Raw genomic sequence first — 24252 nt, forward strand, 5'->3', positions numbered from 1 at the left:
TGAAAGCGAAGTGACACCATGGCCCTCCCCGAATTCGACAGCTCCGTCGGCCACTCCTTCGGGCTCGAATTCGATGGCATCCAGATCAAGAGCATCACCGAGGTCACCGGCCTCAAGATGGAACAGGATGTGATCGAGTACAAGTCGAACACCGCCGCCGACGGCAAGTACACCGTCAAGAAGCTCCCCGGCCGGTGGAAGGCCGGGGAAGTCACACTCACCCGGCCCCTCACCGAGGACAACAGCTTCGACAAGTGGGTCAAAGACTCACAATTGGGCAAGATGAGCGACGTCCGCAAGGGCGGGGCGATCGTGGTCTACGACTACGAGGGCACTGCGGTCAAGCGCTACAAGGTCACCAATGCCTGGCCAAAGAGCCTGGAGATCAACTCCCTCAAAGCGGGCGACACCAGCGTGCTGACCGAAAAACTCGTCCTCACCTACGAGCGCGTGGAGGTCGACGGTGCGTAGAACCAATGCTGTCGCGGTGATCGATCGCTCCGACGAAAACTCCTCGGGTGGCGATGAATTGCGTACCGAGTTCGCATTTGTGCTGCCGAGGGGTTATGTCGATTCAGCGGGGACCATCCACCGTGAAGGAACAATGCGACTGGCAACCGCTCGCGACGAGCTCGTCTCCCAACGCGATGACCGCGTCCGCGAGAACCCCGGCTACCTCACGGTGATCCTGATCAGCCGCGTGGTGACCCGCATCGGTGGCATCGATGACGTCCACGCCGGACTGGTGGAGAACATGTTTGCCACAGATCTGGCGTTTCTGCAGGACATGTATCGCCGGGTGAACCAAGAGGGGCACACCCGGGCCGGCGTCATCTGTCCGAACTGTAACGCCGAGTTCTCCGTCGACCTTTCCGGTGGGCGCCTGGGGGAATAGCGACGTACGGGATCGAACGACTCTATGCCGAGGTCTCGTACGTTGCCTACCACTTCCATTGGGCCAGAGCTGAACTGTTCGATCTGGAACACGCTGAGCGGGCGAAGTACGTCGCACAGATTGCTCAGCTGAACAACGACGAAGGGAACCGATGATGCCGACCTGGTGGCCTCGGGGGCGCACTGCCCACACCCCCGCAACACCCGCGACATCCGTGTATGCGGTCCCCGTGCAGCGCGCCCGGCACCTGCCGCCGCCGGTCCGGACGACGACATCACCGATCGCCACCACCACCGACGTCGGCGGGTTCACCTCGTCACTGACGACGTCGGCAGATCCATGTTTCGGACATCCGCTGTGCACCACCGTCGATCTGGCGGACGATCCGGCCATGCTGGCCCCAGAGACCACACCGGAACCGACTCCCCCCGCGGCACCGACAGCTCCCGCACTCCGACCTCCCCCAATGGCGAAGCCTGCATCTACCACTCGAGGGCCCTTGCAGCGCATGGCCATCCCTACACCGGCCATCACGACCAGGCCGCCCGTCGAAGGCCAGGCAGCCCGAGAGACGCCCGTGGTGACCGATCTCGACTCGCACAGCGACAACACACCACCGGTACTTGCAGGAGTGATCGTGGACGACATCGCCGCACCGGCCTCACTGCCGGTGAGCGCCGCGCCCGTGCCTCGTGCGGCACCCCTGCCCATCCAGCGCTCAGCCCAGACATCTTTCACCACCCCCATCCCCACCCCCGCTGCCGACCGCGTCGCAATCACCACCGACCGTGCCGAAAAGACCCTCCAGCGGGCCCACCAACCCCTCGAACGTGCCGAACACACCGTTCAGGGGGTCGAAACGACTGCCAAGCGTTCTGAGCCACCCACCGAGCGCGCCGAAGACACCATCCGGTGGGCCGAACCGACCACCGAGCGTGTCCATCAGACCATCCAGCGTGCTGGTGTTGACGCCGCGCGGACCAATCCGGTCAGTGGACATATGACCAGTCCGCGCCATTCTTCGGCGGTCCAGAAAGTCCATCGAGGTTCCGCCGATGCTGCCCCGCCCGCGGTCGTACCGACTACGCCTCAAGCCAATGGCCTCGCTCCCCGACCACCGGCGTTGGTGCCGAGACCAACGAGCGCGAATGACACGGCGCATCCCGAACCCCCTGATGTGCACAGCACGGTACGCACCATTGACACGGTGCCCAGTGATTTCGGCACGGTCAGCGGCAATTTGGGTGCCGCCGAGAGTGATTTGCGCATGGTCGACGGTTCACCGAACACCACACCCGCCATCTGGCGCGCAGTGGGCAGCGCGATGCAACGAACTGTGACCGACGCACCATCGCCGTCCGGAACCCCTTCATCCCCGGCCCCCGAACCCGCGCCTGTGTATCAACCCAGTTGGACGCGTGCCACACCCCGGCCGTCTTCGAATACGTCCCTCCATCCACCCGACAACGCGCAATCTGCTCAAAACATCCGCCCGACAACAACTCCGGTCAAACATGCAGACGCCATCGCGTCCGTTCAGCGCATGACATCATCACCGGGTCGTCGAAGCGCTGTCGGACGCCCGGTATCCCGGACTGTCGATACGGCACCTGAGCACACATCAGGTCCTGCTCCCAGCGTGCAACGCTCGATGTTCCCATCGCTACCGTCGCTGCCATCGAACCCGGTCCCACTGGCGGAGATGTTCTCACCGGCCAATCGATCGGCCGGCGTTGCAGATCAGGTGAAGCGCACTCTCCCGGACGTACCGACAATGCCGACCGGTCTGCCCACCGCAATTCCGAACCACCCGGAAATGCCCCGGATCCCGGGTCTCCCGGGCATTCCAGGTATCCAAAACATTTCCGGTGTACCGGACATCCCAGGTATCCCAAAGATGCCCGAACTCCCCGGGGCTCAGTATCTCCCGAATCTGCCCGACGTCTCAGACCTGCCAGGAGTCCCCGATGCCGCGGGAGTACTCGATGGGTTGATCGATCGCGCGACGCAGGCGACCTCCGATGCCTCGGGTGTACCCGCATCAGCGCTGTCCGCAGCCCGATCGGTGGCGCAGGGTGCGGGAGCGGCCGCTGCTCCCGCACCCGCACCGGCAGTCGCACCGGCAGTCGCGGCACCTGATATCGAAGAGCTGGCGCGGCAACTCTATGAACCCCTCACCGCACGCCTTCGCGCCGAGCTCTGGCTCGACCGTGAAAGAAGCGGACTGCTGACCGAACGATGACCATCGAACACCGACATCCAGCACGGGACAGGAGAATACGACGATGACCGACACCGATCCGGCGGTGAGCGTCTGCTTCACCGTCGACGTCGACAGCGCACCACTCGGCGACTTCGCGAGTTGCGAGGGGCTCGGTCTGGAGATTGTCGTGGAGCAACGTGAAGAGGGTGGCAACAACGGCATGGTGTGGCAGCTCCCGACCCGTATCAAGTTCACGAACATCAAACTCACCCGGCCGGTCTCGAACGACAGCCACAAGCTCGTGAAGTGGGTGACCGATGTGGTGAGTGGCTACACACCAGGGACCGCAACGATTGCGGCCCGGAACTCTGCCGGGGAGATCGTCGCGGAGTGGGCTCTCGAAGGCGTCCTGCCGGTCCGCTGGACGGGACCCACTTTGAACCCTGACACCCCCAAGGTCGCCACCGAGACCCTCGAGCTGACGCATCGCGGCATCACCGGAGTGAAAGGCAGTGCCGCATGAGTGATTCCATCGCATTGCGGTCCGCGGCCCCGGCGTCCAAAGACTCGGCCGGTGGTGGTTCGCCGTCCGTGGTACACGCCGAACTCGAATTGTTCGAGGCCAAGAAGGCGCCCGGCGGCGCCAAACCGGGCGGAAAGCTCGGAGCGATCGAGTTCCAGTTCAATCCCAAGGAGGTGACGATCGCGAAATCGGCGAAGTGGGAGAGCAAGCCCGCCAAAGGCGCTGCCAAAGCCGGGGCCGCAGAGTTCATGGGTGCCGAACCCTGCAAGCTGTCGCTGGAGATGTTCCTCGATGCCGGTGCAAAGCAGGACAACTCGGTGATGGAAAAGGTCGACAAACTGATGTCGTGCTGCGTTCCCACCGCCTCGACATCGGGTACGGCCACCGCCATCCCACCCCTGGTGGTCTTCAAATGGGGTGGGCTGACCAGTTTTCCGGGTTTCATCACCAAGGTCAGTGCAAAGTTCACACTGTTCTCGACGAGCGGTACCCCGCTACGCGCCGTGTGCACCGTCGAGCTGGAGGAGATGCCCGGTGGCAAAGGTGGCCAGAATCCGACGTCGCGGGCGGCCTCCGCCCGCCGCACCCATGTCCTCGTTGCCGGGGAGACCTTGGCCGGCTTGGCGTTCTGCGAGTATGGCGACCAACATCTCTGGCGGCGCATCGCCGATGTCAACCAGATCGACGACCCGATGCGGGTGCCCAGCGGTACCGTGCTCCGCCTGCCCGCCAAAGACGATCTCGCCGCGGCGCGGGGGTGACGTCAATGGCCACCACCGGCGGGTTCACCATCACCATCGACGGCTCGGTACTTGCGGCCGACCTGAGCACTTCACTGGTATCCGCGCACGTCGACACCAGCACCACGTTGCCCGACGCGTTCACCCTGAGATTCCGCGATCCGGGACGCACGGTCCTGTCCGAGGCCGGGGCGAAGATCGGCGCAGTCGTTCTGATCTCCGTGGTCACCGACCACAACCCGGAACCGGCGCCGTTGATCAGCGGCGAGGTGACAGCGGTGGAGGCAGACTTCGAGAAGTCGGGCACGTTCACCACAATTCGTGGCTACGACCAGTCCCACCGCCTGTTTCGCGCCCGGCACACCGCCTCGTACACGCAGGCGACGGCTGCGGATGCCGCCACACAATGTGCCCGGCGGGCCGGCCTGAAGCCTGGCCGGATCGAACCCTCACCAACGGTCTTCGAACACATTTCACAACGGGGCCGGACAGATTGGGAGTTCCTCAATGCGCTGGCCCGCGACATCGGGTACGAAGTGGCCGTCCGCGACGGCGCGCTTGACTTTGCGCCACCGGCACACGCCGACACGGCGCCGTCAGGCGATCCGGAGAATCCTCTGGTCTTGCAGTACGGCACCGACATCACGCGGTTGCGGTCCACCCTGACCGCCGGCCAGCAGGTCAGCAAGGTCGAGATGCGTGGCTGGGACGTGGCCACCAAACGACCCATCGTCGGGACGGCAGAGGCCACCACCACCAGCGCACAGGTCCCCGGCATCGACCCCGCACAACTCGCGTCGACCTTCGGCGGTCCCGTCTACGTCGGCAACGACTCCGGTCTGCGCACCCAGGCCGAGGCCGACACGGCTGCCTCGGCCCGATCTGCCTCCATAGCAGGAGCTTTCGCCGAGATCGATGCCGTCGCATACGGAAACCCGAAGCTCCGTGCCGGCAGCTCGGTATCCCTGGAGAACCTGGGCGAGCCCTTCGACGGCAAGTTCGTGGTGAGCAGCGCCCGCCACCGATTCGATCCCGCAACCGGATTCACCACCGCGTTCACCGTCTCGAGCAGCCATGACCGCAGCCTGTTGGGACTGACCGCCACGCCCGGCAGCGGAGTCGGCAACGGCGTCGTCATCGGCCAGGTGACCGACGCCAACGATCCGATGTCCGCGGGCCGTGTCAAGCTCACCTTTCCCCAGCTCTCCGACGACTACGTGAGCGGCTGGGCCCGCACAGTCCAGGCCGGAGCGGGCAAAGACCGTGGGGCGCTGATTCTTCCGGAAGTCGGAGATGAGGTACTGGTCGCCTTCGAACAGGGCAACGCCGACCATCCCTATGTGCTCGGTGGTCTGTTCAACGGAGTCGACACCCCGGACGCCAAGGGCGTCACACTCATCGACCCGGGATCAGGAATGGTCAATCGGCGGTCATTCGTGTCACGCCTCGGCCACCGAATAGACCTGAACGACCAGGCTGGGCGAACCGAAGGCGTGGTCCTGTCCAGCGCTTCGGAATCGGTGCGAATCGAACTCGACGCCGTCGGTTCCGCGGTCACCGTGCACAGCGACGGCAAGGTCCACATCGAGGGCAAGACCGGTGTGGTCATCGACGCCGGTGCCGGTGAACTCGAACTCCGTGGACAGCGAGTCTCGGTGAAGGCGGGCGCCACAGCAGAACTTTCGGCGTCAGGCCCTCTCACCATCTCCGGCACCCCGATCAAGCTGAACTGAGAGGACCGAACATGCCACCTGCAGCACGGGTTTCAGATCCCACCGGACATCCCGGGGTCGTCGGGCCACCCGGAGTGCCCACCGTCCTCATCGAGGGCCGCCCCGCCGCGACCGTCGGAACACCCCACATCTGCTCGTTCCCGCCACCGGCGGTGCATCCGCCCAGCGCCATCGTCCCGCCCGGATCTCCGACGGTACTGATCGGCGGCCGCCCCGCGGCCCGGGTCGGCGACATGTCCGCGTGCGGCGCACCCATCGTGGCCGGCGCCCCAACCGTCCTGATCGGCGGGTGATCTCGGATGTCCACGACTGGTGCAGATTTCATCGGCGCGGGTTGGGCTTTTCCGCTCCGCACCGACCCGACCGGAGCGTTCGCGCTGGCGACCGGCGGCACCGACATCGAGCAGGCCATCGAGATCATCCTGCGAACCTCACCTGGCGAACGCCCCATGCGCCCGGAATTCGGCTGCCGCGTCAACGATCACATCTTTGCGCCTGCCGGATCGGCGACCGCCGCCGCCATCGCACGCGATGTACGTACCGCACTCGAGGACTGGGAACCGCGCATCGATGTCGAAGACGTGATCGTCGATTTCGACGGGACCGACTCGGGGACGTTCTACATCGACGTCGGCTATCGCATCCACGGCCGCAACGACATCCGGAACCTGGTTTTCCCGTTCTATGTCATCCCCGACGAGCCAGATCACACCCCCGCCGTCTCCCCGGAGACTGGCTCCAACAGCCAGAAAGCCAGGTGACCGTCATGCTCCCGGCCCCGAATCTCGACGACCGCGGATTCCAGAACCTGGTGGACGATGCCCGCCGATTGGTGCGACAGCGATTCCCCGAGTGGTCCGATCACAACATCTCCGATCCCGGCATCACGCTGATCGAAGCGGTCGCGCACATGGTCGACCAGCTCATCTACCGCCTCAACCGGGTCCCCGAACGCAACTACCTCGAGTTCCTGGATCTACTGGGCCTGGAGATGCGTCCGGCGTCCTCGGCCCGGACCAGGGTGACGTTCTGGCTGTCGGCACCGCAGACACAAACCGTCACCGTACGGTCCGCGAGCGAGGTCAGCACCGACCGCACCGATATCGCAGAGCCCGTTGTGTTTTCGACCGACCGCGCGCTGGACGTGGTGCCCTGCTCATCAGAGCAGGTCTTCTCGGCGCCATCGGGCGGCGAGGTCATCGACCGCACCCTGTCGTTGGGACACGGCGGGTTCGACTGCTTCTCCGCCTCGCCGACCCCCGACGATGCACTGCTCGTCGGCCTGAGCAATCCGGTGCCGTCCTGCGCGGTACTGCTACGGATCTCCTGCCGGGTTTCCGGAGTGGGTGTCGACCCCCGTCGGCCCCCACTGCGATGGGAGGCACTCACCGAGCGGGGTTGGGTCGACTGCGACCTCGACCGTGACGACACCGGAGGATTCAACGAGCCCGGGGATGTCATCGTCCATGTGCCAGAGGATCATTCGAATGCTCTGATCGCCGGCCACCGCGCGGGGTGGCTGCGTTGCCGTCTCCTCGAACCGCTTCCCGATCAGCCGACCTATTCCAGATCGCCGCACATCGACGCGATCTCGGCGTGCACCGTGGGCGGCACGGTTGCCGCGGCTCATTCACGCTCGGTGACCGGCGAGGTCCTCGGCCTATCGGACGGCACTGCCGCACAACGGTTCACGCTGCAACAACAACCCGTCGTGCCCGGCACCCGGCCAGGGGTGCTCACCGTCACCGATGGGCAGGAGAGGACCGAATGGCATGCGGTGGACGACTTCGCTGATTCCGGTGACGACGACCGGGTGTTCCACCTCGATGCCGTATCCGGTGAGGTCGTGTTCGGACCGTCGGTCCGCAACGCCGATGGCACGGTGCGCGGGTTCGGTGCGATTCCTCGAAAAGGTGCGGTCCTGGGGCTGCGCGAGTACCGGATCGGCGGCGGAACGCGAGGAAACGTGGGTGCCGGCCAACTTCGGGTTCTCAAGACAAGCGTCCCGTACATCACCCGCGTGGAGAACCGAACCGCCGCGGTCGGTGGCGCGGCGCCCGAGACGGTCGAAGAGCTCAAACTCCGGGGACCGGTGGTGCTGCGATCACGCGGACGTGCCGTGACTGCAGAGGATTTCGAGGAGCTCACCCGACAGGCGGCACCAGAGATCGCCCGGGTGCACTGCCTGACCGCCGATGCCGCGGCCGGTGAGGTGCGGGTGCTGGTGGTGCCACATGTCGCCTCGGACGAACTCGGCCAGATCCGGCTCGGGGATCTGACGCCACTGCCGGAGACGATGGATCGGATCGCGGAGTATCTCGACCGCCGACGACTGATCGGCACCCGTTTGCTTCTCGAGCCACCGCAGTACATCGGGCTCACCATCGTCGTGAGTGTGTCGGCACTGGCCGGATTCGACAAGCAGACGGTCCAGCAGGATGTGCTTCGCGCGCTGTACCGGATGTTGCATCCACTCGTCGGCGGCCACGCGGGCACCGGCTGGCCCGTCGGACGACCGGTGGGCATCCCGGAGATCAGCGCAACACTGGCAGCGGTCCCCGGCATCGACATGGGCGGCGAGGTGACCGTTCAGCTGTTTCCGGTGGGCCCGGCGACGGGCCGACGCGGTCAGCCGACCGACCGGCTGCAACTGCCGGCGAACGGGCTGGTCCATTCACATCAGCATCAGGCCAGGGTGTTGTAGATGCGCGGGCGGCTCGCATCTCTTCAGACCCCGATCCCCGTTCTCGGGACCCTTCCGGGGATCTATCACGACGACTTCTACGCCCAGGGACTCTGCGAGTCGTTCGACGACATGCTCGCGCCGGTGTTCCTGGTACTCGATTCCTTTCCCGCCTACCTCGATCCGGCAACCGCACCTCCCGAGACCCTGAACTGGCTGGCCGGCTGGATCGGCCTGACCCTGCAGGGCCACGAAAGTGCGGACCGCAAACGCGAGCTGATCTCGGCAGGTGCCGAGGCGCTGCGCTGGCGCGGGACGACCACGGGGCTGCGCGATTCCGTAACCGCCGCGTTCGGGGTGATACCCGAGATCGACGAGACCGGAGGCGTGGTCAGTTCAACGTCTCCCACCTCGACCGGCACCCCGGCCGGGGAAGTATCTGTGACTGTCACAGTGCGGGTCGACGACCCGTCGACTATCGATCAACGTCGTCTCGACGCAGTCGTTGCGATGGTGAAACCGGCTCACATACACCATCGCGTCCAAGTGACCTCGGAGTCCAACTGAACAACATTTGTTATTCACCATACTTTTGGACATGGTGACTATTAACTCAATGAACGCTCATCTGTGTTTGCGCGCACTAAAACTCCGTCAATAGTGGCTTGACCTGCAACGAACACACCCCTCCCGTGCGACGGTCAATATGTTGGCCAAGCGGCCAACTCCCATCGCACAGGAGAGTCCCATGCATTCGATCACCTACCCGCCATCAGCCGCAGATCAGCAGACGCCCGTCCAGAAGCTGGATGGCGTACCCGGAGTCAAGGATCCCAAAGAAGTCCTCCGGATCGCGAGCGCCATCGACGAGCATGGAGATTGGACGCGGACTATCCAGGGATGTTCGATGGGGATGTGGTTTGCGGTCGCGGTGCGACCGGGGGCATGCGGTTCACTGCTGAGCGGATTGGCCTCGATGTACTTTCCCGACACCAGGGTCTTCGGCGGGCCCGGCCGCGAGTTCGCCGCGGCGGTACAGGCAGCTCTCGTGTCCAGCTGAGCAACGTTCAACGCATCGGGATGTCAATCTCCACGCTAACGTGGAGTGCACTTGCCCACCAGATTCAGATGTGAGGAAACAGAACTCGATGAGCACTCATGATTTCGCCGCCACCACTGCCGATGGCGGCACACAATCACTGAAGGACTACGAGGGCCAGGTTCTTCTGGTTGTCAACGTGGCGAGCAAGTGCGGGTTGACCCCGCAGTACGAAGGTCTCGAGGCGCTGTACCGCGACAAGAAGGACAAGGGCCTGCAGATCTTGGGCTTCCCCTGCAATCAGTTCGGTGGCCAGGAGCCCGGAACGGCAGACGAGATCGCCGAGTTCTGCAACGTCAACTTCAACGTGACCTTCCCGATCTTCGCCAAGGTCGAAGTCAACGGAGAAGATGCCGATCCGCTGTTCACCTACCTGCGCGCCGAGGCTCCCGGAGAATTCGGCCCGGATGCCGGCTTCCTCTACGACCACGTCAAGAAGTCGCGTCCCGAAGCAATCGGGACCGATGAGGTCAAATGGAACTTCACCAAGTTCCTCGTCGGCCGCGACGGCGCCGTCATCAAACGCTACGAACCCACCGTCACGCCCGAAGAGATCAGTGCGGATCTCGAGAGCGTGCTTTCCTGATCGAAAGTGTCACCTGACACCCAACTTCAAATCCGAAGCCACCGCGGTCAATTGATGACCGCGGTGGCTTCGGTCTTTACGTGGTACGGGACTACCCGGCCTCAGCGTCCTCATCGAAGTCGTCTTCGAACTCTTCGTCACCCTCATCGAAGACCCCGTCCGAGGTACTGAGTTCGAGATATGGCCGCCCGAACGCTCCCGGTGTCACCTCATTCGGATCGTCCTCGGTGATCTCCACAAACGCCACCTGCCCCCAGTTGATGACAAACGCGGCATCGGCGGCATCGAGTGCGATCACCAACGGGGGCACGACCTCCTCGAAATAGTCCGTGGTCCCCGGCACCTCGATCGTCTCCGTCGCACCGACGATGCTGCGCTGGATCTCGCGGGCGACCTCATCGCGGTCGACATCCTCGAACGTCAGGATGTAGGGAATCTGCGGACTCGAGACATAGATGGTCATCGCCCAATTGTTGCTGACATCACACCAATTCGCGTATCGACCCACCCCGTTGCACATACAGAAAATCCCGGTGATGATCATCACCGGGATTTCCGTTGTGCGCCCGAAGGGATTCGAACCCCTAACCTCTTGATCCGTAGTCAAGTGCTCTATCCGTTGAGCTACGGGCGCGTGCTGTGTTCAGTTGTCCAACGGTCTAACTGGTCGTGCATCCATTCGGTCGTACTGGCGGAGGCGAGAGGATTTGAACCTCCGGTCTCGTTTTAGCGAGACAACTCATTAGCAGTGAGTCCCATTCGGCCGCTCTGGCACGCCTCCTGGTGGAGTCCTTTCGAACTGCCGGACCAAAGATTACACACGCTTCACCGAACGGAGCAAACCGTCTGATCAGCGGCACTTTCTGGCGACGTGACGTCGCAGCGCTAGATTGGATCGGTGACCCCGCGTATTCGTCCCGACCTAGCCGATGTGCCCGCCTACGTCCCGGGCAAGAACATCCCCGGCGCCCTCAAGCTGGCGAGCAACGAAACCACGTTCGGTCCGCTGCCCAGTGTGGCTGCGGCCATCGCCGAAGCGGCGTCGCGCGTCAACCGCTATCCCGACAACGGCGCGGTCGCGTTGACGGAAGAACTGGCCAAGCACCTCGACGTCGCCCCCGAGAACGTGCAGACCGCTTGCGGATCGGTGACGCTCTGCCAGAACCTGATCACCATCGCCACCCGTCCCGGCGACGAGGTGCTCTTCGCGTGGCGGTCGTTCGAGACCTATCCGCTGGCAACCCGGGTGGCCGGGGCCACGCCGGTGCAGGTGCCGCTGAACGACGATCTGGTGCACGATCTGCCTGCGATGGCTGCCGCGATCACCGAGCGCACCCGGATGATCTTCATCTGCAACCCGAACAACCCGACCGGCACCGTGGTCGAAACCGCCAGCCTGATCGCCTTCCTGGACCGAGTCCCGTCCGATGTCCTGGTCGCCCTCGACGAGGCCTACTTCGAGTACATGCGGCCTGACGAGTCCCTACGCTACGACGCCATCGAACTGCACCGCCGGTATCCGAATCTGGTTGTGCTGCGGACCTTCTCGAAGGCCTACGGCCTTGCCGGCCTCCGCGTCGGCTACGCGGTCGCCGACCCCTCTGTCACCAATGCACTGCTGAAGGTCCACGTGCCGTTCAGCGTCAACTCACTGGCGCAGGCCGCTGCCATCGCGAGCCTGCACGCCAAGGAAGAACTTCTCGCGCGCACCGGTTCGGTCGCTCTCGAACGTGACCGTGTCACCTCCGAATTGCGGTCGGCCGGCTACCGCATCCCGCCGAGCCAGGCCAACTTCGTCTGGCTCGATCTCGGCTCCGACTCGCTGCCCTTTGCCCGGGACGCAGCAGAGGCCGGCGTCATCATCCGGCCGTTCGACGGCGACGGCGTGCGGGTGACCATCACCGAGGAAGGCGAGAACAACACATTCCTCGACTTCGCCCGCGCTCGAGCCGCACGCAGCTAGCCGCAGCCGCCGTCGGAGGCCCTGGGGCAACCTCGGGGATGCACAGGCAACCTCCGGCGCCGCAGCGGCCGACTCAGGCGCACGAGTAACGACCTCCGGTCAGAGCCCGCGGGCCAGTACCGGCCACATCGCCTTGAGATCCTGCTTCCAGTACGGCCACGAATGGGTGCCGACGGCGCGGAACTTCGACGTGGCCTCCACCCCACTGGCCCGCATCAGCACCGCGAACTCAACCGAGCAGCGGTAGGCACCGGCTTCGAGAGTCACGCCTGCGGCGATCATCTGTTCCCGGGTCAGACCCTCGTCGAGCTTCGTCGTCTGATCCAGCGGACCCGGGATCCCAGAGCCCGCGGAGATGAAGAGGTTCTTGCCGCGCAGCGCGTCGAGCCGATGCGATGGGTCGTGGTCGGTCCATCCCGATGAACCGAATGGCCCCCACATGTTGGTGGCGTCGGCGCCGTCCTTGGCCAGCGTGGTGCGCACATAACTCTCGTTTACCAGGCCCGTCACCGGCGGGCAGCCACTGAGCGACCCGGCACCGGTGTACAGATCCGGCTTTCGCGCGGCGAGCGCGTAGGCGGCCTGCCCACCCATCGACAGTCCGGCGATCGCGTTGTTGCCATTGCCGTTGAACGTCGCGTCGATGAGCGGCGGGAGCTCCTTCGTGAGGAAGGTCTCCCACTGGGGTTGGCCGAACACCGCGTCGCGACTCTGCCAGTTCGTATAGAACGCGCCTTCACCCGAGGGCAGGACGGCGGTGACGTCTTTGTCCGCGAAAAACTCCTCTGCACCGCCCTTGGTCAGCCAGTCACTGACGCGGTCCTTGGCACCTGCACCGTCGAGCAGATACAGCGTGCCTCGCGGGCTGGTCAGATCGGCGGGTGTGAGCACGCTGATCTTGACGTCACCACCCATGGCCGGCGAAGCGATCGTCAGGTCTTGCCTCTGTGGACCGACCTGCGTCACGGTCTCGATCTCGGCCGTCGGTGGTGCCGCGGTCACCACTGCAGCCCCCGACGTGGCCAACGCGGCAGACGCCACCAGTCCACCCATAGCCTGAATCACACGTGCAACGCGCTCCATGAATTGACCACTCCCCTGTTGTCGAATCCCCGGACCGAAGGCTACCGAGGGTACAGAACGATGGAAAACTCTCAGCCAACTCACAGAGCCATTTTCGGGCGAGGGTTCCAGTTCAGAAATGCGGCATGGATCATGTGAGATATGGAAAATCCGACGAATACCTCAAATGCCGCAGACTCATTCGCCTATGTTGCCGAGGTCCCCGTGCGGTGGTCGGACATGGATGCGTTTGGTCACATCAATCACGCCCGGATGGTCACCCTGATGGAAGAAGCCCGGGTGGCCTGGCTGATGAGCGCCGGTGAACAGTATGCACCGCTCATCAAGAGCGCGATGATCGTCACCGTCGAGATCCGCTATCAGGCACAGCTCCGACACGAGGACAGCCCGTTGCGGATCAGCATGTGGATCAAGGGTTTCCGCTCCGTGGACTTCACCATCGGATACGAAGTTCGTTCGGCACACGCCGAAGCCACCGGCAAACCGGCCTGCGTGGCCAGCACCCAGATGGCAGTTGTCGACGTGGAAAAACAACGCCTCCGCCGGCTCACCGACGTCGAGAAGGACTACCTCAGGCAGTGGTCCCGGGACTGAACATGCTGCCCGCGTTCAGTTTTCGATCTGCTTACGCGGACCTGCCGCCCGCGGCGGCGCCGGGATGGGCGGGACCGCAGCCGAGGAGCCTTCGTCGGGAAACGGAGTCACGTTTCCCTGCAGGATGTTTCGGTAGTCACGTAGATGCTCCCGTCCGGCACCGAGCTGCTCACCGAGACGCCGTGTGTTCTCCGCCGACAACTCCCGCTCACCCGACCGGGCGATGAGGTGGTCGATGCGCTGGTCGATGGTTCCGGCGTAGTTCACCTGATCGAGAACCTTCAGCTCCACCGCCGCGGCGGCCACCGCATCGGCAACGTCCCAGAGCGCCGCCACCCGATCGATCAGTTGCGACCAGACGGGCCGCAACTCGGCCTCCCGCGACCGCAACTGCTCGGCAAGACGTTGGTCCGAATTGGCCACGGCCCGAACACGATCGAGTTCGATACGAACGGTTCGCAGGTTGATGACATCGGTTGCGATCTCGGCGATCTCGGCATGCACATTGATCTGGCCGCGCTGAACCACGAAATGGTCACTGTGCCAGACCGGCGAACGCACGATCCGGTCATACGCGTTGCCCGCAACGTAGAGCAACGTCTCGTATCCATCGACGAACCGAGAACTGCCAGAAGATGTTTCATCTTGTTCGGCGTCGTCGAAGGTTGCTGCTTTCCCGGCCACCCATTGGCCGGCCTTCGACCGGTTGTCGGTCAGCTGCCCGATGACGCCCGCCGCGGTACTCGCCGCCATCGCGGTGGCACGCCGCAGGTAGTTGACGTCGAGCGCGTTGGGGCAAGGTGTGAACAGCAGCCCGTTGAACAACCGCTCCCGGTCACTCAAGTCGAGGTGAAGGCCCTCCCGGCGTTCGCGCCGGATGCCGCGGACCGTTCCGGCAAAAACCGGTTTCGATGCCGTCACGAGGTTACGAGCGGCATCCCGCCGCCGCGTGAGGGCCACCACCCGCGAGCGCACCACCAGCGCCGCGACCCTGGGGACCCGGGGATTGCGCAATTGATCCTCGAGCTGTCCGACCTCACGCTGCAGACGCCGCAACTCACCGAACCCACCGATCCCCGGGACCGCCAGACCGGCGGTGCTGCGACGGACAAGTACTGCCCGGGCCTGGTCGGACAGGAATCCGGACGCGATCAGGATGGCCGCTGGATCGGACAGATCGGGTTGCCTGCCCGGCATACGAGAGTTCTCGCACCAGCGGCGAATGTTCGCGGCACCGCCTGAGGCGGCAAAGGCAGAACTGTCGACCATCGGGGCCTCCGGGAGTTGCGGGCTTTCAACCAGTATTACCGGATGCGCTCGAGCGAGGCCGTTTCCCGACGCCAGAGCGGTGCGGTCACCCGATGAAGCGCCCAGGCAACCGGGGTCGACAGGACCGACGTGACGATGAACACGCCGACCACCGAACCGCTGAAGAGCGAATATCCGAGCAGATTCATCGCCAGTTCCATCACGATGACGTGCACAAGAAAAAACTCGTAGGAGATCTCGCCGAACCAGACCACCGCCGGCTGTGACAGCGTCCGGTCCCACCAGTGTCCGCGCGGGCCGATCGCCAATGGCGCCAGCAGGGCCAACGCCACGATCAGGTAGAGCACCGACTTCACGATCGTCGCCGAGGTGGATGCCGGGGTGATGGTCGGTTCCCCCGCAATCGACGTACAGGCGATCTCGAACGCGACGAGCCCCACCAGCACCGACAACGTCGGCGGCCAGATCGTGACCACCCGGGCGAGTACGGCCAGCAGCATCCCGCCGGCGAACCACGCGAGGAAGGCAGGTGGCCACAATCGCGCGGTCACGTCGATACCCCCGCCGGCCGTGATGAGCGCCCACACAGGGGTGATCATCATCAGCCCACCGATGGTCACGATCATCCGGCCCGGATGCCAACCTCCACGGCAGATCAGATGTCCGATCAGCCACGCGAACACCGGGAGCATCAGGTAGAAGGCGACTTCTACGACGAGGCTCCACATCTGCGTCAAACCCGAATGGAGATAACCGAATCCGTACGTCTGCGTGAGTGTGAGATTGCGGAGGAGCCCGGTCGGCCCGTGCCCGACATCAGAGATGTCGTCACGCCACACGAAGATGAGGTAGACACCGAGAACCGTGAGCCAGTAGGCGGGCAGAACACGCACCGCGCGGCGCCAGAAATACCGCAGCACATCAGGTTTGGGATCACCTTGCTGGAGCGATCGCACCCAGGGTGTGAACAGCAGGTAGCCCGACAACACAAAGAAGATCGTCACACCGACCTCGAGGCGGGCGAAGAACCAGCCCTCGAAGTCGTTGGTGTACTTGCCCGTCCAGAATGCGGCGTGGGTGGCGCACACCAGCATCGCCGCCAATCCCCGGATTCCCGTGAGTGACGGGGTGAATCCGGGGCGCGGTGTCATCAGGCCTGGGTCAGAGGGCCGACAAAGCGTCGGCCACCCGCTCGAGGGCCGCGACGCGACTTCCCTTGACCAAGACCGCATCTCCGGATCGCAGATCTCCGAGGGCGGCAACGGCTGCGTCGACGTCGACGACGTGGGTGGCATCCGGTCCGTAGTCGGGAGCCGCCACTGCGATCACCTCGATACCCAGCCCCCGGGCCCGCTCGGTGATGGCCAGGTGTTCGGCCGCTGCCGATCCACCGAGTTCTGCCATCACGCCGAGCACCGCAACCCGACGCCGGGCATCGAGGGTGGCAAACGAATCGAGTGCGGCCGACATCGATGTCGGGTTCGCGTTGTAGGCGTCGTTGAGGATCTGCACCCCGGCGTCGGTACGGCTCAGTTCCATCCGGAGTCCGGAGATGGCCGCACCGCCCAGCCCGGCGGCGATCTGCTCGATGCCCACGCCGATGCCACCGGCCGCAGCAGCGGCGGCCAGTGCATTGGCGACCTGGTGTTCTCCACGGGCCTCCAACGCGACCTGCGTGGTGCCCCACGGTGTGTGCAGCGTGAAACGCGCCCGCAGTTCGGCGTCCATCACGATGTCGTCGGCGTACACATCGGCGCTCGACGACAGCCCGAAGGTGAGCACCCTGGCGGCGCTGCGCTGCGCCATCGCAGCGACCACCGGATGGTCGGCGTTCAGCACGGCCAGTCCGTCGGCGGGCAGCGCCTCGATCAACTCGCCCTTGGCGCGCGCCACCGAATCGAGATCTCCGAACAATTCGAGGTGCACACCTTCGACGCGGGTCACGATGCCGACGGTCGGGCGAGCGATGTCACACAGCAGCTCGATATGACCTATGCCACGGGCGCCCATCTCGACGACCACCGCTTCGGTGTTGTCGGGGGCACCGAGCAGTGTCAGCGGCAGTCCGAGCTCGTTGTTGAACGAACGCTCGTTGGCCGCGGTCACGAACGTGGTCGCCAGGACCGCCGCGAGCAGGTCCTTGGTCGATGTCTTGCCCACCGAACCGGTCACGCCCACGACCGGACCCGTCAGCCGGGCCCGAGCAGCGCGACCGAGGTCAGCCAGGGCCAGTGCGGTGTCGGCGACCTTGATGGCTGCGGTCTGGGCATCGCCCTGGTCAACCGCCCGCGCGGTCAGGTACGCCGTCGCGCCGGTCGCAAGCGCGCCGGGGATGAAGTCATGTCCGTCGCGTTCGGCAACAATCGGCACGAACAGCTGGCCTGGCCTGATGCCGCGAGAATCGATACTCGCGCCATCGATCTCCAGATCGGGGCCGAAGAGTTTTCCACCGGTCGCCGCTGCCACGTCACTCGCCTTGAATCGCACGCATCGACGCTACCGGGCGGGCGGGCGTGACCACCAACCACCGGCGATGTCCGGTTCGGCGCTGGCCTATCGTGGCCGCATGGCCAATCCCGCATCATCCGACCGCATCCGTCTTGTTGTGCTGTTCGGTGGTGTCTCCGCGGAGCACGACGTGTCGTGCATCACCGCGGCACACGTCCTCGCCGCGGCCGACCGTTCGAGGTACGAGCTGATCCCGGTGGGCATCACCCGCGACGGGAAGTGGATCCGAAACGACAAGGCGATCGCGACACTGGCCGACGCCACACTGGAGTTGCCGGGCGTACTCGAGCCCGAAGGCACTGAGATCGACCCGCTCTCGGCACTGCAGCGCGCCGACAACGAGACGGTCGTGGTGTTGCCACTGCTGCACGGACCGCACGGCGAGGACGGCACCGTCCAGGGCATGCTCGAGTTGGCCGGCGTCCCCTACGTCGGCGCCGGGGTTCTCGGCTCGGCTGTGTGCATGGACAAGGCGATGGCCAAGGTCGTCACCGCGCAGTCCCAGATCCCGCAGTGCAAGTGGGTCGAATACCGTGCCGGTTCCGGTGATGTCGACGACCTGATCGAACGGGCGATCGACACCCTCGGCCTGCCGGTCTTCGTCAAACCTGCCAATCTCGGTTCCTCGGTGGGCATTTCGAAGGCCACCGACCGCGCCGGGTTGGCCACCGCGATCGAGCTGGCGTTGCGCTACGACGAGGTCGTGGTGATCGAGGAGGCGGTGACCGCCCGCGAGATCGAGGTCGCCGTCCTGGGCAACCGGGAGCCGAAGTCGTCGGTACCCGGCGAGATCCTCCCCGGCGCAGAGTTCTACGACTACGAGGACAAGTACGTCACCGGTGCAGCCGGTCTGGTCATCCCGGCGGAACTGCCCGATCACCAGATCGCAGAGGTCCGCCGGCTGGCCGAACGCGCATTTCTTGCGCTGCGGTGTTCCGGTATGGCCCGCGTCGACTTCTTCTATGAGGAGAACGGTCGCGGCTGGCTTCTCAACGAGATCAACACGATTCCCGGGTTCACCCCGGCCTCGATGTATCCGAAGCTCTGGGAGGCCTCCGGCCTCGGCTACAGCGACCTGATCAACCGGCTTGTCGACCTCGCACAGCAGCGACACCAGGTGCGGTCGGGGTTCTCCACCGACCACTGAGGTAGCCCGGATGGCACGATGAAAAGTGTGATCGAAAACGTGCGCGGCCGGATCTGGCGAAACGGCAAACTCCAGGACGGTTTCGACATCGAATCACTGTCCGACTGTCTGGCCGACGACACCACGCTGGCCTGGGCCGATCTGGTGAATCCCAGCCATGAAGCCCTCTGCAAGCTGGCCGATGAACTCGATCTGAACACCTGGGCCGTGGAAGACGCCCTCGCCGATGCCGAGCGCGTCAAAGCGGTCAGCTATCCGCACCACAAGTTCATGACCGTCTACGGCGTGGACATCCACGAAGATCCGTCGCTGTCCACCAACGGCGCCTTACACATCCACCGGATCTCCATGTTCATCAAGGAAAACGTGTTGATCACGGTGCGGTTGTCGGAAGACTTCGATATGGATGTGGTCACACAGCGCTGGGATGCGATGGATGACGAGAAGCTCGGCATCGGGGTGCTGGTCCATGGACTCCTCGACGTCGTCGTCGACGGTCACTTCGACGCGGTCCAGATGCTAGACGACAGCATCGAGGATCTCGAGTCGTTGCTCTTCGAGGAGAACAACAACAGCCAGGACCTCCAGCGACGCACATACCGGGTACGCAAGAACCTGGTCAAACTCCGCCGGGTGGTGCTCCCGATGCGCGAAGTGGTCAACCTGATCCAGCGAAACCGACTCGAGAACAGGGCCAATCCGGCGCTCGATGCGAGCTTCACCGACCTCTATGACCATGTTCTACGCGCGACCGAGTGGACAGAGTCGTTGCGCGACATGGTGACAACGCTGTTCGAGACAAACCTGTCACTACAGGATGCCCGGCTGAACTCGGTGATGAAAAAGTTGACCTCGTGGGCCGCCATCATCGCGGTGCCGACGGCGGTGACCGGGTTCTTCGGTCAGAACGTCAGATTCCCGGGATTCGGCAACACGTTCGGCCTCACCATCAGCGTGGTCATCATCGTCGCCTCCGTGACGATTCTCTACATGCTCTTCCGGCGTAAGGACTGGCTCTAGTCGGAGCCGCCGGCGGCTCAGCGTGTTCGGTAGCGCGCGTAGATCAGTCCGCTGTTGTCGAAAGCGCGCTCCTCGACCAGCTCGAGATCCAGTCGCACACCGTCGGGGAAGAACCGTTTGCCACCGCCGACCACGCTCGTGGTGATGAACAGGTGGTATTCGTCCACCAGTCCGGCTGCGATCGCCTGGGCCGCGAGGTTCGGGCCGTCGACGGTGAGGTCCCGATCAGCCTCGGCCTTGAGCTTGCGCACCGCGTCCGGGTCGAAGGTCCGCTCGATCCTGGTCTTCGCGCTGGACACCGATTCCAGCGTCGTGGAGTACACGATCTTCTCCGCGGCCTGCCAGTCGCGGGCGTACTGCACGATGTGCGCAGGCGCGTCGGGCTCGGTATGCGCGGTCTCCCAGAAGACCATCGTCTCGTACATCCGGCGTCCGTAGAGATACGTGCCGACTGGGCGGAAGAGGTCGTTGATGAAGGTATGCACCTCTGGGTCGTCGGCGGCCCCGACGCCGAGGTCGCCCTCCGCCGCCTCGGCGTAGCCGTCGAGCGAGGTGAGCATCGAGTAGATGAGCTTTGCCATGCGCCTCCTTCAGGGTTCTGAAGGAAAGTCTGTCCTGCGCGCTCCCGATAGTGTGCCCTTTTGGCGAACAAACGCGCAGGTGGCCGCCGCCAAAAGGCCACATCATCGGGGTGCGATCGGGGTCAAGTCGTGGCAGAAGCCCGGACGCGGGCGGCCTCTCGTTCGGCCGCGGCATTGGCCACCCCGGCACGTGATCCGGCGAGCTTGGCCGCGAGGTGATCGGCCACCGTCACCGGCTCGTATTTGCTGCCGTCGCCGATGCACGACGGCAGGGTGCTGATCGTCGCGTCGATGTTGCCGTCGTGGAAGAAGGCCGCCGAACGTCGACGTTCGATGACGCCGTTGACAATTGGCGGTTTCACCCGGTGCAGCGTGGACATCCAGCGTTCGTTGGTCCAGCGCGCCATCAGATCGCCGAGATTGACCAGCAGCGCACCGTCGGCGGGTGAGACGTCGTGCCAGATCCCGTCGTGGTCGAGGACCTGAAGACCTTTCACCTGGTCAGCCCACAGGACGGTGACGATCCCGTAATCGGTGTGCGCACCCATCCCGGTCAGCTCACCGTCGACGTCGATCTCGCCGGGGGGCAAGGCGTAGTTGTTCATCCGCAATACGTCGAGGGAATGGTCGGTGAACCCGGCGAAGAAGTCAGGCTCCAGATCCAGGGCATCGGCAAAGATCCGGGTGAGCGTGCGTGCCACCCTGGCCGCCTCGGCATAGTAGGCCGATACCCCCGCCTCGAACTCCGGAGCTTCTGTCGGCCAGAGGTTTTCGGCGTAGTCGTCCTGCGGGAGGTGATGATCGGGATAGTCGGCCGCACAGGACCCCACGTTGAAGGCCTCGAAGAAGTCGTTCATTCGATCGGCGGACTCGACACCGAGACTCAGCGACAGGGACTCCGACTTCGGCGCGGTGTAACCGCGATTGATGCGCGGAGGTGTCCGATACGCCTTCTTGACCTCGAGCGGCAAGGCGAAGAACCCGTCCATCGCGGCAGCGAAGACATCCGTCACCCCGGTCGAAATACCGTGTCCGACAATCTGAATGAAACCGACCGCCGAGCAGGCCGCGTCGATGCGCTCAGCGACGCCAGCCCGCTCGGCGGCAGTTCCCCCACTCACGTATGCCATGATGTCGACAGTGGGGACCACAAAATCAGATGTCATCCGAACTCCTCCGCAGCGCTTGCGTCAACGTTAGTTCAGCGCCCACGGAGCCCGCATGTCGAGCGACGATCTCTGGCGAGTTGTCAGCCGCTGGACTCGATCGAGCGAACGTTGTCGGAGTGTTCGATCTCGATGCGGCGAGGCTTGGCCTTTTCTGCGATCGGGATGGTCACGGAGAGAACACCATTGTCGTAGTGCGCGCTGATTCCGGCGGTGTCGATTCCGTCACCCAACGACAGTTGGCGACGATAGCTTCCGAAGAACCGTTCATTGGTCAACCACTGCACGCCGTCATCGGACCGGGCGGTGCGCTGCGCCGAGAGCGTCAGGACACCGTTGTCGACGTTCACATCGACCGAACCCGGATCCACGCCGGGGAGATCAGCCGTCAGCAGATAATGCCCATCGAGTTTGCACAGATCCATCGGCATGAACCGGGGAGTTCGCGAAGATCCCGCCCCCTCGGTTCGGGCACCCAGCAATCCGCGGGTCAACGCATCAACATCACTGAAAGGATCGAATCGAAGCACAGCAACCCACCTCCTACGTCGCTCATGGCCCGCCACCCTGGCGGGCGACCAAATCACTGTGCCCGATAGTTTTAGCACTCCACAGGCGGGAGTGCCAAGCCCTTCCGCGCAAAAATTTTTCTGCCGGGAGCTGCTGCCGCACAGACCTATTGGCCATATTCGGCAGAAGGGGTGCATCGCGGGAACCGGCCGTCAGCGAGCTAATATCGACAGCCGGAATTCGTGCAGCGCGAAGGATGGCCATGAACGAGAACGCAAAAACCCTCCCCGTGGATCTGGCCGCGATCGCTCGGGAACTCCACGCAGAACGCGGTGATATTCGTGCACTCGCGGAGGCGATTTCAACGAAGGCGAAGCATCTCATGCCGACCGCCGACGGTGTCAGCATCGTCATCGCGAGCAAGGAGACGATCGAGCGAACCGTAGCGATCGACGGGTTCGCAAGCACCTGCGACAGTCTTCAGGTGAGCCTCGAGGAAGGGCCCAGCCTGCACTCGGTAACCCACCACGAAACCGTGCTGATCGAGGATGTCTCCCGCGACGCGCGGTGGGGCCGATTCTCTCGATCGGCAACCGCGGCCGGTTTGGGTGCCATGCTCTGCCTGCCATTTGACGCGGGCGTGAACAGGATCGGAACCGTGAACATGTACAGCCGCACCGTCGGCGGATTCAATGCCGATTCCAAGCTGATCGGCGAGTTGTTCACGGCCCACGCAGCTCTCACCTTCGCCGCCTCACGCGAGAACGAACAGTTACAGCTCGCGGTCGAGAGCCGAGACGTGATCGGGCAGGCCAAGGGCATGATCATGGAACGGTTCGGCATCGATGCCGATCAGGCCTTCGCACTTCTCCGGAGGTTCTCGCAGGATTCCAACATCAGACTTGCCGTGCTCGCTCGCCAAGTGGTGGAGGCCGGTTCCGACATCCTCCTGCCGGAGGCAGACACATCCGGCGTGTGACACACCGGACGACGCTCACCCGTCGGTGACCGCTGTGACCCGTTCGGCAATCAGCCCCAACGCCTTGTCGGCCGCGGGCAGGATTCCCGGGAACTGGGCGAACCCATGCATCTGTCCGTCAAAGATGTTGAGTTGCACCGATACTCCCGCATCTCCGAGGGCCACGGCGTACGCCTCACCCTCGTCTCGCAGCACATCGTATTCGGGTATCAGCATCAGCGCCGGCGGCGATCCGGCCAGAACTCCCCGCAATGGAGACGCGTCCGCCTGGCTCCGGACGTCCGGATCGGGTGCGTAGTGATTCCAGAACCAGATCATCGAATCTCTGTCCAGAAGTAGTTGATTCGCGGGATCAAGGTAGCTGACCGTATCCAGATCATGATCGGCGATGGGATATATCAGGACCTGCAACACAATGAGGGGACCGGATTCACGGACAGCGCGTTGCGCGACGACCGTGGCCAGGTTGCCGCCTGCGCTGTCCCCCGCGACGATCAGCGGCAGACTGGGCCAACTCGCTGCGGTCCAATTCGTCACGTCCCACGCGTCATGTGCAGCAGTGGGATATGGATATTCAGGCGCCAGGCGATAATCAGCCGACACCACAACACAATTGGCGACCGCGGCCAGCCGCCTGAGGGTGGAGTCATATACCGCGGTGGATCCGAGCACCCAACCACCACCATGGAAGTAGACGATCACCCCACGAGGCTGCTCGGTCGCGCTGTAGACGCGCACCGGAATCCGGTACCCGTCATCGGCCACCACGGTGTCCTCGGCAACCGCATATACATCTGGCCCCGGCTCCAAGTACTCGGCGAGTGCGGCGAAGACCTCGCGCGCCTGCGGCACCGGCAGTTGATCAATCCGCGCTTCACCGGCCTCCGCCAAGCGGGCCAGTAAGGCCGAGGTCGCATCATCGACTGCCATCGGCCCAATGTACTGCGCCGCGATGAACCTGCACGTGAGA

27 protein-coding genes and 2 tRNA genes are annotated in these 24252 nt (G+C 64.2%); 18 read left to right on the top strand and 11 right to left on the bottom strand.

Features of this window, described 5'->3' with window-relative positions:
* Positions 1–18: 18 nt before the first annotated feature.
* The 13 genes from AC56PL_RS10105 (at position 19) to AC56PL_RS10165 (ending at position 10462) form a co-directional block, all read left to right on the top strand.
* The gene (locus AC56PL_RS10105; protein WP_482136936.1) at positions 19–471 is read left to right on the top strand and encodes a phage tail protein; all 453 of its coding nucleotides are present in this window, start codon (positions 19–21) and stop codon (positions 469–471) included.
* A complete protein-coding gene (locus AC56PL_RS10110; protein WP_497153733.1) occupies positions 464–895 on the top strand; it encodes a hypothetical protein in 432 nt (143 codons plus the stop codon). The genes AC56PL_RS10105 and AC56PL_RS10110 overlap by 8 nt, the downstream gene beginning before the upstream one ends.
* An 11-nt stretch (positions 896–906) precedes the next feature.
* On the top strand, positions 907–1050 hold the full coding sequence (locus tag AC56PL_RS10115) for a DUF6760 family protein (RefSeq protein WP_497154285.1): 144 nt from the start codon (positions 907–909) through the stop codon (positions 1048–1050).
* On the top strand, positions 1050–3137 hold the full coding sequence (locus AC56PL_RS10120; protein WP_497153734.1) for a hypothetical protein: 2088 nt from the start codon (positions 1050–1052) through the stop codon (positions 3135–3137). Before AC56PL_RS10115 ends, AC56PL_RS10120 begins: the two co-directional genes overlap by 1 nt.
* Before the next feature lie 43 nt (positions 3138–3180).
* On the top strand, positions 3181–3621 hold the full coding sequence (locus AC56PL_RS10125; protein ID WP_495513571.1) for a phage tail protein: 441 nt from the start codon (positions 3181–3183) through the stop codon (positions 3619–3621).
* On the top strand, positions 3618–4382 hold the full coding sequence (locus AC56PL_RS10130; RefSeq protein WP_495513572.1) for a CIS tube protein: 765 nt from the start codon (positions 3618–3620) through the stop codon (positions 4380–4382). Before AC56PL_RS10125 ends, AC56PL_RS10130 begins: the two co-directional genes overlap by 4 nt.
* Before the next feature lie 5 nt (positions 4383–4387).
* Positions 4388–6094 carry a VgrG-related protein gene (locus AC56PL_RS10135; protein ID WP_497153735.1) on the top strand — a complete coding sequence of 569 codons (1707 nt, stop codon included), beginning with the start codon at positions 4388–4390 and terminating at the stop codon, positions 6092–6094.
* 11 nt (positions 6095–6105) lie between these two features.
* On the top strand, positions 6106–6387 hold the full coding sequence (locus AC56PL_RS10140; protein WP_495513574.1) for a PAAR domain-containing protein: 282 nt from the start codon (positions 6106–6108) through the stop codon (positions 6385–6387).
* Positions 6388–6393: 6 nt separating this feature from the next.
* A complete protein-coding gene (locus tag AC56PL_RS10145) occupies positions 6394–6855 on the top strand; it encodes a GPW/gp25 family protein (protein WP_495513575.1) in 462 nt (153 codons plus the stop codon).
* Positions 6856–6860: 5 nt separating this feature from the next.
* Complete coding sequence (locus tag AC56PL_RS10150; protein ID WP_495513576.1) at positions 6861–8798, top strand: putative baseplate assembly protein; 1938 nt, start codon at positions 6861–6863, stop codon at positions 8796–8798.
* Positions 8799–9344: a phage tail protein gene (locus AC56PL_RS10155; protein ID WP_497153736.1), complete on the top strand. Its 546-nt coding sequence runs from the start codon at positions 8799–8801 to the stop codon at positions 9342–9344.
* A 181-nt stretch (positions 9345–9525) separates the two neighbouring features.
* Positions 9526–9837, top strand: a complete 312-nt coding sequence (locus AC56PL_RS10160) for a hypothetical protein (protein ID WP_495513578.1) — start codon at positions 9526–9528, stop codon at positions 9835–9837.
* Between the two features lie 88 nt (positions 9838–9925).
* Positions 9926–10462 carry a glutathione peroxidase gene (locus tag AC56PL_RS10165; protein WP_495513579.1) on the top strand — a complete coding sequence of 179 codons (537 nt, stop codon included), beginning with the start codon at positions 9926–9928 and terminating at the stop codon, positions 10460–10462.
* A gap of 91 nt (positions 10463–10553) precedes the next feature.
* Here the strand turns inward: AC56PL_RS10165 and AC56PL_RS10170 are convergent, their stop codons facing one another.
* The 3 genes from AC56PL_RS10170 to AC56PL_RS10180 form a co-directional block, all read right to left on the bottom strand.
* A complete protein-coding gene (locus tag AC56PL_RS10170; protein ID WP_495513580.1) occupies positions 10554–10925 on the bottom strand; it encodes a hypothetical protein in 372 nt (123 codons plus the stop codon).
* A 98-nt stretch (positions 10926–11023) separates the two neighbouring features.
* Positions 11024–11096, bottom strand: a tRNA-Arg gene (locus tag AC56PL_RS10175).
* Positions 11097–11151: 55 nt separating this feature from the next.
* Positions 11152–11243, bottom strand: a tRNA-Ser gene (locus AC56PL_RS10180).
* A 117-nt stretch (positions 11244–11360) separates the two neighbouring features.
* On the opposite strand from AC56PL_RS10180, the gene hisC reads away from it, so the two are divergent.
* The gene (gene hisC / locus AC56PL_RS10185; protein WP_497153737.1) at positions 11361–12425 is read left to right on the top strand and encodes a histidinol-phosphate transaminase; all 1065 of its coding nucleotides are present in this window, start codon (positions 11361–11363) and stop codon (positions 12423–12425) included.
* 99 nt (positions 12426–12524) lie between these two features.
* Here hisC and AC56PL_RS10190 read toward each other — a convergent pair whose 3' ends face one another.
* Positions 12525–13508, bottom strand: a complete 984-nt coding sequence (locus AC56PL_RS10190) for an alpha/beta hydrolase (RefSeq protein ID WP_497153738.1) — start codon at positions 13506–13508, stop codon at positions 12525–12527.
* 141 nt (positions 13509–13649) lie between these two features.
* Between AC56PL_RS10190 and AC56PL_RS10195 the strand changes: the two genes are divergently transcribed.
* A complete protein-coding gene (locus AC56PL_RS10195) occupies positions 13650–14102 on the top strand; it encodes an acyl-CoA thioesterase (RefSeq protein WP_497153739.1) in 453 nt (150 codons plus the stop codon).
* A 15-nt stretch (positions 14103–14117) separates the two neighbouring features.
* On the opposite strand, the gene AC56PL_RS10200 is transcribed toward AC56PL_RS10195, so the two are convergent.
* Genes AC56PL_RS10200 through AC56PL_RS10210 form a run of 3 tightly spaced genes read right to left on the bottom strand, consistent with a single transcriptional unit; the run spans position 14118 to position 17858 of the window.
* The gene (locus AC56PL_RS10200) at positions 14118–15371 is read right to left on the bottom strand and encodes a hypothetical protein (protein ID WP_497153740.1); all 1254 of its coding nucleotides are present in this window, start codon (positions 15369–15371) and stop codon (positions 14118–14120) included.
* A gap of 35 nt (positions 15372–15406) precedes the next feature.
* The gene (locus AC56PL_RS10205; RefSeq protein ID WP_497153741.1) at positions 15407–16522 is read right to left on the bottom strand and encodes an acyltransferase family protein; all 1116 of its coding nucleotides are present in this window, start codon (positions 16520–16522) and stop codon (positions 15407–15409) included.
* Positions 16523–16532: 10 nt separating this feature from the next.
* Positions 16533–17858 (bottom strand): UDP-N-acetylmuramoyl-tripeptide--D-alanyl-D-alanine ligase, encoded by a 1326-nt coding sequence (locus AC56PL_RS10210; protein ID WP_497153742.1) that lies wholly within the window; start codon positions 17856–17858, stop codon positions 16533–16535.
* A 79-nt stretch (positions 17859–17937) separates the two neighbouring features.
* On the opposite strand from AC56PL_RS10210, the gene AC56PL_RS10215 reads away from it, so the two are divergent.
* Positions 17938–19026, top strand: a complete 1089-nt coding sequence (locus tag AC56PL_RS10215) for a D-alanine--D-alanine ligase family protein (RefSeq protein ID WP_497153743.1) — start codon at positions 17938–17940, stop codon at positions 19024–19026.
* 18 nt (positions 19027–19044) lie between these two features.
* Complete coding sequence (locus AC56PL_RS10220; protein ID WP_495513588.1) at positions 19045–20046, top strand: CorA family divalent cation transporter; 1002 nt, start codon at positions 19045–19047, stop codon at positions 20044–20046.
* 17 nt (positions 20047–20063) lie between these two features.
* Here AC56PL_RS10220 and AC56PL_RS10225 read toward each other — a convergent pair whose 3' ends face one another.
* The 3 genes from AC56PL_RS10225 to AC56PL_RS10235 all read right to left on the bottom strand — a co-directional run bounded on the left by AC56PL_RS10225 (position 20064) and on the right by AC56PL_RS10235 (position 22323).
* Positions 20064–20627, bottom strand: a complete 564-nt coding sequence (locus AC56PL_RS10225; RefSeq protein WP_495513589.1) for a dihydrofolate reductase family protein — start codon at positions 20625–20627, stop codon at positions 20064–20066.
* 122 nt (positions 20628–20749) lie between these two features.
* On the bottom strand, positions 20750–21793 hold the full coding sequence (locus AC56PL_RS10230; RefSeq protein WP_497153744.1) for an isopenicillin N synthase family dioxygenase: 1044 nt from the start codon (positions 21791–21793) through the stop codon (positions 20750–20752).
* An 83-nt stretch (positions 21794–21876) separates the two neighbouring features.
* Positions 21877–22323: an Hsp20 family protein gene (locus tag AC56PL_RS10235; RefSeq protein WP_495513591.1), complete on the bottom strand. Its 447-nt coding sequence runs from the start codon at positions 22321–22323 to the stop codon at positions 21877–21879.
* 242 nt (positions 22324–22565) lie between these two features.
* On the opposite strand from AC56PL_RS10235, the gene AC56PL_RS10240 reads away from it, so the two are divergent.
* Positions 22566–23282 (top strand): GAF and ANTAR domain-containing protein, encoded by a 717-nt coding sequence (locus AC56PL_RS10240; protein ID WP_497153745.1) that lies wholly within the window; start codon positions 22566–22568, stop codon positions 23280–23282.
* A 15-nt stretch (positions 23283–23297) separates the two neighbouring features.
* Here the strand turns inward: AC56PL_RS10240 and AC56PL_RS10245 are convergent, their stop codons facing one another.
* A complete protein-coding gene (locus AC56PL_RS10245) occupies positions 23298–24212 on the bottom strand; it encodes an alpha/beta hydrolase (protein ID WP_497153746.1) in 915 nt (304 codons plus the stop codon).
* Positions 24213–24252 lie beyond the last annotated feature (40 nt).

Source organism: Williamsia sp. Y721, assembly GCF_059683565.1.